Source organism: Ruoffia sp. FAM 24228, assembly GCF_045528575.1.
GTDB classification, from domain to species: domain Bacteria; phylum Bacillota; class Bacilli; order Lactobacillales; family Aerococcaceae; genus Ruoffia; species Ruoffia halotolerans.
Genome location: NZ_JBGQQZ010000018.1, coordinates 1 through 12,638, shown reverse-complemented (window position 1 = coordinate 12,638; position 12,638 = coordinate 1). Strand labels below are relative to the sequence as shown.

Here is a 12,638-nt window from a genome sequence, read left to right as displayed (position 1 = left end):
TATGCAAGGTGTATGGAATGAATTAAAGAGACCGTGGTCTGATCAAGTAAAAGGGAGTTGGTGGAAAGCCCCGCTTTTGATTGCTGCCTACTTTTATGTACGGGTCTTAGCTGAGACATGGGTCATTCGGAGAGGTGCGCTAAATGCTGAAGTTGAATTAACTGTTGAAACTTTGACAGAAGGTAATTTACTTAATTTAATGACGCATGCACCGATGGAGTATTTTCTACAGACGCTTGGTCTAACAGTTTTAATCATTGTGACAGGCAAGCTTTTAGGCTTTAAATTTTTTGATTTTAAAACTTTTACTTGGCAAAATATTGCCACAGCACTGAAAATATATGTATTCATTTATTTACTTCAAGTGCTACTTAATATAATTACTATGATTGCGGCACCGGATTACGTCCAACCAGGAAACCAAACGGCGGTCGAGTCCTTAGTTCAAAATATGAGCCCAATTTTAATGTTTATTAATATCGTTATTTTAACGCCGATTACTGAGGAGTATATCTTAAGAGGATTAATCATGAAGTATACATTCTCTTTAATGCCAATCATTGGGGCATTTGTGGCTGCAGTCATCTTTACGATGTTACATGGTCCAGCTAACTGGATTGATTTCATGGTGTACTTTGTATTATCTGCAGGGTTTACTTTTGTTTATTTATATACGAGACGCCTTGAATATCCAATTCTTTTACATATCATTCAAAACTTCATTGGATTTATGTCAATACAAATGCTATAATTCTATGGTGATAACCAAATTATAATATTTGTAAAATGAGAGGTGACAATATGTCTCAATATGAATGCCTAAATGACGAAGCCATAGATTTGGAAATGGCTAACGTTAAAAATATAATTGACACTAATATAGTAGAAGGTAAAGCTGATATATTTAAAGTATTAGGTGATTTAAATCGAATTAAAATCGTAGAACTCCTAGCGCACTATAAGCAATTATGCGTGTATGAAATTTCACGATTTATCGATGCGTCAGTCGCAACGACGTCTCATCACTTAATTACATTACGTAACAGTGGTGTGATAACGTCAGAAAAACACGGTAAACGTGTTGTTTATGCCTTAGAAAATGAAGAAGTGATGTCTTTACTAGATGTAGCGAAAGATATTTCGATGATGACTGAAAAAGTTTAATAGGAAAATTATAAAAGACCGCAAAGAAAGTACTCTCGGTAACCGCAGGTGAGAAAACTTTAATTTGTGGTCTTTTTTTGTATAGAATGGTAGAAGTATTATTAAGGAGTGTGAATTATGACAAACGAAGAAAAATTTAACAGTGATCGATTTGAACAGCCAGGACCAAGTTATCAAGCTGTTACAACGGAAATAACAGAAGACAATGAACAACGTATTATTTTAACAGATGTTGTTTCTGAACAACCTGAAAAGAAAGAAAAGCATATTCCTGAATTTCAAGCAGAGTTAAAAACAAGAATTGTTGAAATGCCCGATGCGATTTATAAAGCATCTGGAGTGAAAATATTAGGAAAACGGATTAAATCACTTTTATTTACAACGGATGTAGCGATTATCAAAAACAGTAATGCTCAATCCGTGATTGCTGTCTATCCATTTACGCCACAATTAACTATTATGCAATCGATCGTTGACGTAGCTTCAGTGCCTGTTTTCCTTGGAGTGGGTGGTGGAACAACGACCGGTCAAAGAAGTGTAGACCTTGCCTTTCAAGCTGAGCAAATGGGAGCTTATGGTGTCATTGTCAATGCGCCGATGAAGAAAGAAGTGATTACAGAAATCAATAAACGCATTGATATTCCTGTGATTGCGACAATTGCGAGTGACAAAGATGATTATATTACGAAGCTAAACGCTGGAGCAGACATGCTGAACGTATCGGCAGGAGCCAATACAGCAGCCTTGGTTAAACAAATCCGTGATGAAGTGGGACCGATGGTGCCAATCATTGCGACCGGAGGGCCAACTGAGGAATCAATTGAAGAAACGATCGAAGCGGGTGCGAATGCTATTACCTTTACACCACCGACAAGTGCTGAAATATTTGCAGAAGTCATGGTTAATTATCGTTCGCAGTCTAACTAAATTACAAATCAGAATTATTACATTGAGCAGGGAGTTGAGAATCACTTAACCTTTTGGCTCTATTTTAATAGGCATTCTTATGAGTTTTCTATGATGTGTAACAGAAATTGTGAAAACTTTTTGCGATCAGCATCTGTAAAAGCTTTCGGTCCTTTTGTACGGATACCGCTTTGTCTTTCCATCGCACTAAAGTGGCGGCGATGTAAAAGCAGATCGATATTTTCTTGTGTATATTCGTAAGCTTTATGGTGAATGACGCGACATTTCTTAGGCAGTAATAATGAGGCAAGACCGTAATCTTGAGTCACGATGATGTCTCCTGGCTGAGCAAGTTGAACGATTTTAAAGTCAGCGCGGTCTGTACCAGTCTCAACATAGATGACTTTGACGAAATCTGGATAAGTGTCGAAGGTATAATGAGAAATGCTTGAGACGATAACTACTTCTAGTTGGAATTCTTCGGCTAGTTGGATGACTTCGTTTTTTACTGGACTAGCATCTGCATCGATAAGTATTTTCATAATGGGACTCCTTTCTTAAGTATATAGTTGAATTTCATATGAGTATTATGATAAATCAAGGACAAAAAGTCAAAAAAGCTAAAATAAGACTATAGTTTGATAGTCTTCTGGGCAAATATTTACTATAATAAATAGTAGTTAAAAATAAGTATTATGGAGGGGATGCAAAGAATGAAACCAGAGAAAAAGTCAACGCTAGAACGTGTGGGAGTTCTTGCAGTGGCATTTATTGTTCAAATTGTGTGGTTTGTCATCATTATGAACAATATCGTTTCTTATTCAGCTTATATTCAGTTTGCTTTCACTTTTGCATCAATTATCATGGTCTTGTATCTAGTGAATAAAGACGAGAGTCCAGCATATCGAATGAGTTGGATCATTGTCATTACTTTATTCCCGTTATTTGGTGGGATTTTATACTTAATGATAGGTAACAAGCGACCAATAATTTGGATGCGTCGAAGCGTGGATTTATTACAAAAGCTGCATTCAAAAGAAATGACATCGGTTCCATCAGCGCAAGAATATTTAGAAAAGAAAGATAAAAGACTTTCTGCTTTAAGTCATTATATAAGCGAGTATGCGCATATGCCGGTATACACCAATACAGATGTAACGTACTATCCAAATGGTGAAGCGATGATGTCACCATTATTATATGATTTAAAGAATGCTAAGAAGACGATATTTATTGAGTTTTTTATTGTCGAAACAGGTGTTATGTTTGATTCAATTTTTGAAGTGCTTAAGGAAAAGGCTAAGGAAGGTGTGGATGTTCGGTTCCTATATGATGATTTTGGATCAATTACACGCTTACCCAAAGACTTTGATGAGCAACTCGAAGAATTAGGAATTAAAGCCTTGAAATTTAATCCGGTAAAACCGTTAATTTCAATGGTATATAATACGCGTGACCACCGAAAGTTTGTCATTATTGATAGTGAGATTGGTTATACGGGTGGTTTAAATATTGCGGATGAATATATTAATGTGAAGGAACGCTTTGGTTATTGGAAAGATAATATGGTTCGAATTCAAGGTCCAGCGACATGGAATTTAACGAATTTATTCTTAAATATGTGGAATTCTTTCTATTATACGGACGAATCCTATGAGCCATTTCGAATTGATCATATTATGAATGAAACACGTGAAATACAAGAAGATGAAGCAGCAATGAATGAGATGGGCTTCGTTCAGCCTTTTGGAGATACGCCTTTGGATGTTGAACCCGTAGGGGAGAATGTCTACCGTGAAATTTTAAATAATGCCCAAGATTATGTGTATATTTATACACCGTATCTCGTCATTTCATATGAATTGCAAACAGCAATGCAATTAGCGGCTAAGCGCGGAGTAGATGTTCGCTTAATGACACCCGGCATTCCGGACAAAAAGATGGTATTTAGGTTGACGCGTTCATTTTACAGGCCGTTAATGAAAGCTGGGATTAAAATTTATGAATTTACCCCTGGTTTTTTACATGCAAAAACGTTTGTTTCAGATGACAAGGTAGCAACCGTCGGTACGATTAATTTGGATTACCGGTCACTTTATTTGCATTTTGAAACAAGCACGATGTTTTATTATCACCCAGTGATTGAAGATATTAGTAAAGATTTTCTAGATTCTCAAGCGAAATCTAGACGTATCCAGTTGAAAGATATTCAAGTGGGTCTCGTCGGTAGTGTTTGGGACGCAGTTCTTCGACTTATAGCACCATTTGTTTAAAAAAACCAAAAAAATGGAGGAACAATTATGAAATGGGAAGATTTACGTCGTAGTAAAAATGTTCAAGATCGTCGTGGTCAATCAGGTGGTTTAGGTCGTAACCGAGGGGGCTCACGCTCATCGATGGGTGGGGGATTATTAAATTTGTTGTTTCTAATACCCGGTAAAGGTAAGTGGGTTGTCCTTGCTGTCATTCTATTCTCCGTTTTAGGTGGAGGCGCCTTAGGTGGCTTAGGTGATTTGCTTGGTGGCAACAATATGACCAACCAACAAATGAAATTCAAGTGAACAATGAGGCGCAACAAAGTGAGACAGGCGTCACTGATGATGAGTTTAACTTTGTCTCTTCTGTATTAGCGAGTACAGAAGATTTTTGGAATGAGTCATTTTCCACTGAGAATATGACTTATGACGAGCCAGGTATGGTAATATATGAAGGTGGGACTGCAACGTCTGGTTGTGGTTTTGGAAGTTCTCAAGCAGGTCCGTTCTATTGCCCTGCCGATGCGAATGTCTATATTGATTTATCTTTCTGGCGTGATTTATCGCAACAATACGGGGCGCCAGGAGATTTTGCGATGGCCTATGTTGTTGCTCATGAGGTTGGTCATCATATCCAAAATGAAATTGGTGTGATGGATGAATATAACGAAGTGAGACAAACATTGTCAGAGACAGAAGCAAATGAACTAAATGTGCGTTTAGAATTACAAGCGGATTACTTTGCCGGAGTTTGGGCTAAATATGCTCAAGAAGAAGGCTTGTTAGAATCCGGGGATATTAATGAAGCCCTACAAGCAGCTTTTGCGGTTGGAGACGATACGATTCAAGAACGGGCAACCGGTCGGGTTGTACCAGATAGTTTCACTCACGGATCAGCAGAGCAACGTCAAGCTTGGTTTATGCGCGGCTTTGAATATGGAGATTTTGAACACGGAGATACATTTAATACGTATTTGGAGAATGAATAAAAAGTAAAAAATGAAGGTAGGTCTACTTGTTGTAATGAAATTTATATCAGAGTTTATCAAATCAGATGTTGGGAAAATATTATTATCGGTACTTGGGATGTTTTTAGTATTGGGTGTTTTATATAGTGCTTTCTATCCGTCAGAAGAAGAGAGATTACAAGCAGCCCAAGAAGATATTAGTATCTTGTTTGAGGATCAAAATAATCAAGTATTAAGATCCGATGTCACCCAAGAGGAGATTCAGCAAGCAGAAATATCTGCCAATAAGCTACCTTCAGACTCAAGAGAAGAATTAAATAATACAGTTGACGAAGCTCAAACGCAGTTTGAAGTCTTAGAAGCCTTATCACCGGTATTCGCAGGGAATCCTTTAATGGATGAAGTCCCTTTAGTTAGAGAAGGAGTTACGCCTGATTTAATTGCTCAAACTCAAAGTGCTTTACCAGATGAAGAGAATGAATATGTGGCTAAAGGCAATGATTTATTAAATCAAGCCCCTGGAAAATTACAAGAGATGGATGCATTAAGAAGTGAGCTGGAGAATTTTACAAGTATTGAAACAGTGACTCGTAGTAACTTATATGAAGTTGTTCAGTTAGCTAATGAGTTAACCGATAAAGCAGGTCACTTTACGGATCAGCCGTATATGGCGCAAACTTATGAGTCATATCATCTATCAATGGATAATTTAGTCGCGGCGATTATAAACGGGCATAGTTACGGAAATTATGAGCAGCCAACCTTGGATGCGATTTTCGCAAACCCAGTACTGAGTGAACGACTAAAAGGAACACCACTCAATCCGTCGCCTCAAATTGCTTTAACTTTCGATGATGGACCAAATATGGAATATACCCCGCAAATCTTAGAGATACTTGCAGAAAATGGTGTGAAAGCAACATTCTTCGTCTATGGGGCTTATGTTGATGATCATCCTGAGATGGCAAGACGCATAGTTGAAGAAGGACATATCATTGCGAACCATAGTTATTCACATCCTGATTTCAGCCAGATTTCGGATGAAGAAGTAATTCAGGAAATCGAATGGACGCAAGAATCAATTGTGGATGCAACGGGCGTTGCACCAACCTTATACCGAATGCCATTTGGTGCGGGAGGTCCTCGGGTTGTTCGTCTACTTTCAGATATGACGTCAATTATTTGGAATGTGGATTCCTTAGACTGGGAACTTCAAGATGCGGAGTTAATTTATCAGAATGTGATGGCGAATTTATCAAATGATATGCTCGTTCTGATGCATGATACAGCGCAATATACAGTTGATGCAGTGGCGCGCCTTGTCCCTGAATTAATTGAACAAGGGTATGAATTCGTGACACCGATGGAATTAGATTTCCAACATCGTTTCTTTGCGGAATAATCTATATATATTCTAAATGCAGCCGTTGTGAAAATACAACGGCTGCATTGATATAATAGACGAAAGCCTTTTAATAATCTATAATATTAAAGAGAAGATAAGTGAGAGGAGTGATAAGATGAAAGAACGTGACGTTCAAAAAGAACCATTAGATCAAGTAACCATTCAAGAGGATGAGTCAGTAAAAGTCTTTGAAGGGTTAAAAAATTCAGCTATTATGAGTAATCCGCAATTATTAGATATACTTGATTTAAATGCTGAGCAATTAACTTATTATTTAGAAGATGCGATCTTAGATAATCCTTTTATCGATTTAGAGTATAGTATTGAACAACAAATCCCAGCTTTTAAGCGTTTTGAAGGTACGAAACAAGCCGAAGAATTAAAAGAAAGTACCCAAAGTTTAGATACGTATTTGTTTGAGCAAATATTATTATATCGCCATACTGATATCCGTGATGCGATGGTTAAATCGATAGAATACTTAGATGAAAGAGGCTATTTACCTTATACAGTAGAAGAATTAGCTAAGAAAATTGATATGCCAGTGATCGTTACATTAGATGCGGTGACATTAATTAAGCAATTGGAACCTGCTGGTATTGGGGCTTATGATTTAAAAGAGTCGATGATGATACAAACGGAACAGGACTTACATGCACCAAATGTAGCATACTATTTATTAGAAGTGTTTTTCGAAGAGTTACGTGATAAAGATTACGCTGAGATTCAAGATCAGACGCAAATTTCTAATGAAGAGATTATGGAAAGTGTAAATTACTTCCATACATTGCGCACCAACCCAGCTGCTTTATTTAATCAAGTCGACAAGATTAACTTGATTCCGGATGTAACTGTTACGCCAGTCGGCGACGGCTTACAAATACGCTATAATCGTCAATACTATCCAAAAATTTCTTTTAACCAGACTTATTTTGATGAGATGGCAGCTAAAAAAGATGAAGAGTTAAATAATTATATTGAGCCGCATGAAGAAGGCTACCAACGCTTAGCAGATAACTTGCGTATCCGCGAACAACTAATTTTAGAAGTGGTCATGTGTATGGTTAAAGCCCACAAACGCTATTTCTTAGGGAAAGATGAATATAAGGCAACGTTATCGATGAAGGATATTGCGAAAGAAACCCGCTTACCTGAGCCGATTGTGTACCATATTGCATCGAATAAGAATATCGAATTTAACAAGCAAGTTTCAGCCTTTACAGACTTTATTAATACATCCCGTTCACTAACACGTGATGGACTGTCTGCAAATTATATTAAAGATACGATTAGCCAAATAATTGATGATTCTGATCGAGAGCTCACGGATGAAGAAATCGTAAGCATCTTACTCGAAGATAAAATCATAGTAGGCCAACAAATTGTTAAAAATTACCGTAAAAGTTTAGGTAAATAAACAAAAGCCCGTCACCTTTTTACAGTGTGACGGGCTTTTACTATGTCATAAATTATTATTCAGAATCTGAAGAAGTTTCGCCTTCAGAATCTGCGAGCGAGAAGATACTCGTTGTACTATTATTTAAATGATACGGCGTTAATGTATCAGCCTCTCCATCGTAATGAGCTAAGAGTACTAAACGGTTTTCTAATTGGCTGAGAGCTTCATTTAGGACTAAAATATCATGTTCCTCAATTAAATCCTCAGCTTCTTCATAAGGCATACCAACAACGATACGCGCGATATAATTTGTTTCGCCACCTAATTCAAGCGAAATTTGGTCCACGGTAATATCAAGGGGCTCGTAGACTTCATTTTCACTGAATGTTTCTTGAAGTGTTTCGATCGTTTCAGGATCTATTTTTTCATAATTCATTTCTTTTTCGTCTTCTGGCATCGCTTCTGTGTAGAACTCATCGATGGCTACACGTAAGTCACTAATGGGAATTGAATCAGGTAACGTTGTCGCAGGGTAGCGATCTTGTCCAATAACTGTTTCGTTAAAGACATTGTCAAAGGTATTATTCGCTGGCGTTGATTCAGTTGCCTCTTGAGCAACTTCCTCACTTTGACTTTCTGTTTGCGTTTCTTGATTTGGAGTCGTGACACTTTCAGGTTCACTCGTAAAGTAACTACACCCACTTAAAGTGAAAAGTAGAGTGAGTAGTAAAAGTTTCTTCATATATATTTCCTTTCGACATGCATATTCTTGTAAAATTGTATAAGCATTGTAACATGAATCTATAACAGAAAGATAACAAGTATATTGCAATACACGTTAAATAAGGGATAAATAAAGTATTATGAGACAATTCAAATATTTTTCTCATAGAATTGTAGCTTTTTTAATCAATAAGTTGTAGTATATGACTATGATTTTATTATTGGAAGGATGAGAGTTTTGACTAAGATAACACCAGAAACGATTAATTGGGTCGAGTTAGGCTTCGGATATATTGATACGGGAAAAAAATTCCGTGCATATTATAAAGATGGCGAGTGGTCTGAAGGACGTATTGAAACAGAAAAGAATGTCTTCATCTCTGAAGCATCAACAGCACTTCATTACGGACAACAAGCCTTTGAAGGAATGAAAGCTTACCGCACTAAAACAGGCGAAATTCAATTATTCCGTCCAGAATTAAATGCACAACGTTTAATAGATTCAGCTGAAAAATTACTAATGCCAGCGTATCCAGAAGAAGATTTTATTAACGCAATTCATGAAGTTGTACGTGCCAATGAAGAGTGGGTCCCTCCTTATGAAAGTGGAGCGACTTTATATATTCGTCCATTATTAATTGGAATCGGCGATACAGTTGGGGTTCAACCTGCAAAAGAATATTTATTCACTGTTTTTGTGACGCCTGTGGGACCGTATTTTAAAGGTGGAATGGCGCCGTCTAAATTCTTAGTGAGTGATTTTGACCGTGCGGCACCAAGAGGAACGGGAGCACAAAAAGTTGGTGGAAACTATGCAAGTAGTTACTTACCAGGAAAACTTGCGAAGGACCAAGGGTATAGTGACGCGATTTATTTAGATCCAGCGACTCATACGAAGATTGAAGAAGTTGGTTCTGCGAATTTCTTCGGTATTACAAAAGATAATAAATTTGTCACACCTAAATCGCCATCGATTCTACCAAGTATTACGAAACGTTCGTTAATTTGGTTAGCAGAAAACCGTTTAGACTTAGAAGTTGTCGAAGGCGATGTTTATGTGGATGAATTAGACCAGTTCAGTGAAACGGGAGCTATGGGTACAGCTGCGGTCATTGCGCCAATCAGTTCAATTACGCATGGTGATAAAGAGTATACTTATACAGACGGTGTTAAAGTAGGGGAAATTACCCAACAACTTTATGCTGAATTAGTAGGAATTCAAAAGGGTGACGTTGAAGCACCTGAAGGCTGGGTTCAAACCGTCGATGTAACTAAATAAGTTTATTAAAGCTGCACTATCGTTTGATAGTGTAGTTTTTTTATTAAAGTATAATTATTTATTAAATATAACGGTTATATATTGAACCCCTTAAAAATGATTGGTAATATACTAAACAGTCAAATTTCAAGGGAGGGAATATCGATCGTTACTATTGTTAATTTTATTTGGTTTATTATAAAAAGCGTGGGCAAGTTTCTTTTAACCGTTGTTTCATTAGCTGCCCTAGCTGTGATTGGAATTAACTTGTTTGTTATTCTCTCAACAAGTTCGAATATCGTCGATGCGAACGAAATAAATCAAACTATGAATGATGATGTGCCAATCCTTGTACTTGGAGCGGGCGTTGTAAATAATGAATACCCGAGTCAAATATTAGCGAATCGTTTAGATAAAGCATATGAAATTCATTTGGAGAATCCAGATAATCCGCTGATTATGAGTGGAGATCATGCGGACCAATACTACAATGAGGTCGGCGTTATGAAACAATATCTAGTCGACAAAGGGGTGCCAAGTGAGCAAATTTATTTAGATCATGCAGGTTATTCCACACATGCAAGTTTATACCGATTAAAAGAAGTGATTGGTGTGGATCAAGTTGTGATTGTCACTCAAGGTTACCACCTTCCGCGAGCTCTACTACTTGCTAAAGGCTTAGGCTGTGAGGCGCTTGGGGTAGCTGCTGAAGAAGTAAATTCTACTCGCTTTGAACGCGAATTTAGAGAGGTATTTGCTAGGTTGAAGGATTTTGGGATTGTTTACCTAGGATATGAAGATGATCAACCGGAGATGAATCTCGGCTTTAGTCTCGAACACTCAGGTGATTTAACCGACAGCAAAGAAGAATTAAATTAAAATGAGAATTCAATTAAAAATAAATTGACTTGAGTCACATAATAGCGTAATATGAATTTAACAATTTATCTTATACCATCTTGGTTAGCGACAACAAGAATAAACGGTGCATAAATTGATTCAACGACATCACTTGAAAGTCCGTTTAGTTAAATCTGAACGGGCTTTTTTAGATTAAAAGGAGAGATTCATTTGACAAAAATCATCGCATTTGGTGTGACACCAGAAGAAGCAGAGGTAATGGAGCAATGGTCGAAGGCGCATTCGATTCATGTCGAAATGACACCAGAATATATAACGCCAGAGACAGTTCACTTAGCAGAAGGCTTTGATGGGATAACGAATATGCAAGTTTCCGATATTGTAGAGCCTGTCTACTCGAAGCTCAAAGAGTTGGGGATTCCAGTTATTGCTCAAAGAAGCGCCGGCTATGAAATGTATGATTTAAAAGCAGCGAGTGACAATGATGTCATCATTACAAATGTCCCAAGTTACTCTCCAGAATCAATCGCAGAGTTTGCCGTCTACGCTGCCATGCGTCTGATTCGAAACAGTGATGAAATCGACCAAAGGGTGGCGTCACAAAACTTCACCTGGGAGCCAAGCATTCGAAGTCATTCGATTCAAAGCTTAAAAGTAGCTGTTATCGGTGTCGGTCGAATTGGATCAAGAGTCGCAAAAATATATAAACATGGCTTTGGCGCTGAAGTGGTTGGGTATGATATTGTCGAACACGAAGAGTTCAAAGAGCATGTAGTTTATCAACCTGACTTGCAAACAGCGATCAAAGATGCTGATATTGTGACCATCCACATGCCATTGACTGAAGACAATTATCACCAGTTTAACCATGATTTATTCAATCAGATGAAGCCGGGCACAACGTTAATTAATGCAGCCCGCGGTAAGATTGTGAAGACTCAAGACTTAATTGAAGCGATTGATCGTGGACAAATTAAAAATGCTGCCTTAGATGTCTATGAAGATGAAGGGCCTTTTATTCCAAAAAATTGGGAAGGCCAGGTAATTGAAGATGAAGTCTTCCTTCAAATTCTTAATCATCCAAACATTCATTATACGCCACATATTGCTTATTACACAGATATTGCTGTTCAAAACTTAGTTGAAGGTGGATTAAACTCAGCTTTAGAAGTAATTAAAACGGGGACAGATGAGCATCGTGTGAATTAAATGATAAAAAGATTAAAAATAATATAGAATATGTGTTGACTTTTAATAATGAGTCAGTTATATTAGATACAACAAAAACGTACTGAAAGGAACATTCTCGATGACTAAACATCTTTGCATACAATTATCAGCATATTTTTACAGCTACTTTAGATAGTGTTTGTATCTGACAACGATAGATACAAACCGTAAACGATAACGTTTGTATCTATGAGGAGCTGTCAATTATGATGCCCGCATAGATAACTAATCGAAAGATTAAAATCTAAAGCGGGTGTATCAAAGAGGTTCACCTATATAGAGGATAAGAGAAGTTCTTTACCCCTGTTAGATTTTAATCAAATCTGACAGGGGTTTTTTGTTCGCCAATTGTAAAATTAAGCTAGACAACTAAAACAGCCATTTGTGGTACACTCAACTTGTAATTCCGACCAAAGAATACAAAGGAGTGACCACAAATGACCTACACCCATCTTACCACGGATGAACT

General features: G+C 37.3%; 11 protein-coding genes and 1 pseudogene. 10 read left to right on the top strand and 2 right to left on the bottom strand.

What is annotated here, in order from left to right; all coding sequences use genetic code 11:
- Position 1 precedes the first annotated feature (1 nt).
- The 3 genes from ACEN33_RS04775 (at position 2) to ACEN33_RS04765 (ending at position 2,091) form a co-directional block, all read left to right on the top strand.
- Positions 2–751 (top strand): CPBP family intramembrane glutamic endopeptidase, encoded by a 750-nt coding sequence (locus tag ACEN33_RS04775; RefSeq protein WP_407093489.1) that lies wholly within the window; start codon positions 2–4, stop codon positions 749–751.
- A 50-nt stretch (positions 752–801) separates the two neighbouring features.
- Positions 802–1,164: a metalloregulator ArsR/SmtB family transcription factor gene (locus ACEN33_RS04770; RefSeq protein ID WP_138404293.1), complete on the top strand. Its 363-nt coding sequence runs from the start codon at positions 802–804 to the stop codon at positions 1,162–1,164.
- Between the two features lie 309 nt (positions 1,165–1,473).
- Complete coding sequence (locus ACEN33_RS04765) at positions 1,474–2,091, top strand: hydrolase (RefSeq protein WP_380706379.1); 618 nt, start codon at positions 1,474–1,476, stop codon at positions 2,089–2,091.
- Between the two features lie 77 nt (positions 2,092–2,168).
- Here ACEN33_RS04765 and ACEN33_RS04760 read toward each other — a convergent pair whose 3' ends face one another.
- On the bottom strand, positions 2,169–2,612 hold the full coding sequence (locus ACEN33_RS04760) for a YaiI/YqxD family protein (RefSeq protein ID WP_407094659.1): 444 nt from the start codon (positions 2,610–2,612) through the stop codon (positions 2,169–2,171).
- Positions 2,613–2,783: 171 nt separating this feature from the next.
- Here ACEN33_RS04760 and cls point away from each other — a divergent pair, with 171 nt between their 5' ends.
- From cls to ACEN33_RS04740, 4 genes and pseudogenes are all read left to right on the top strand, one after another.
- Complete coding sequence (cls, locus tag ACEN33_RS04755; RefSeq protein WP_407094658.1) at positions 2,784–4,343, top strand: cardiolipin synthase; 1,560 nt, start codon at positions 2,784–2,786, stop codon at positions 4,341–4,343.
- Positions 4,344–4,370: 27 nt separating this feature from the next.
- A pseudogene (locus ACEN33_RS04750) lies at positions 4,371–5,314 on the top strand (neutral zinc metallopeptidase).
- A gap of 34 nt (positions 5,315–5,348) precedes the next feature.
- Positions 5,349–6,695 carry a polysaccharide deacetylase family protein gene (locus ACEN33_RS04745; protein ID WP_407093487.1) on the top strand — a complete coding sequence of 449 codons (1,347 nt, stop codon included), beginning with the start codon at positions 5,349–5,351 and terminating at the stop codon, positions 6,693–6,695.
- A gap of 118 nt (positions 6,696–6,813) precedes the next feature.
- Positions 6,814–8,115, top strand: a complete 1,302-nt coding sequence (locus tag ACEN33_RS04740) for an RNA polymerase subunit sigma-54 (protein ID WP_407093486.1) — start codon at positions 6,814–6,816, stop codon at positions 8,113–8,115.
- A gap of 55 nt (positions 8,116–8,170) precedes the next feature.
- Here ACEN33_RS04740 and ACEN33_RS04735 read toward each other — a convergent pair whose 3' ends face one another.
- The gene (locus ACEN33_RS04735) at positions 8,171–8,839 is read right to left on the bottom strand and encodes a hypothetical protein (RefSeq protein WP_138404287.1); all 669 of its coding nucleotides are present in this window, start codon (positions 8,837–8,839) and stop codon (positions 8,171–8,173) included.
- A gap of 219 nt (positions 8,840–9,058) precedes the next feature.
- Between ACEN33_RS04735 and ACEN33_RS04730 the strand changes: the two genes are divergently transcribed.
- The 3 genes from ACEN33_RS04730 to ACEN33_RS04720 all read left to right on the top strand — a co-directional run bounded on the left by ACEN33_RS04730 (position 9,059) and on the right by ACEN33_RS04720 (position 12,148).
- Positions 9,059–10,099: a branched-chain amino acid aminotransferase gene (locus tag ACEN33_RS04730; protein WP_407090437.1), complete on the top strand. Its 1,041-nt coding sequence runs from the start codon at positions 9,059–9,061 to the stop codon at positions 10,097–10,099.
- A 186-nt stretch (positions 10,100–10,285) separates the two neighbouring features.
- Positions 10,286–10,957 carry a vancomycin high temperature exclusion protein gene (locus ACEN33_RS04725; protein WP_407094657.1) on the top strand — a complete coding sequence of 224 codons (672 nt, stop codon included), beginning with the start codon at positions 10,286–10,288 and terminating at the stop codon, positions 10,955–10,957.
- A 192-nt stretch (positions 10,958–11,149) separates the two neighbouring features.
- A complete protein-coding gene (locus ACEN33_RS04720) occupies positions 11,150–12,148 on the top strand; it encodes a D-2-hydroxyacid dehydrogenase (RefSeq protein WP_407094656.1) in 999 nt (332 codons plus the stop codon).
- Positions 12,149–12,638 lie beyond the last annotated feature (490 nt).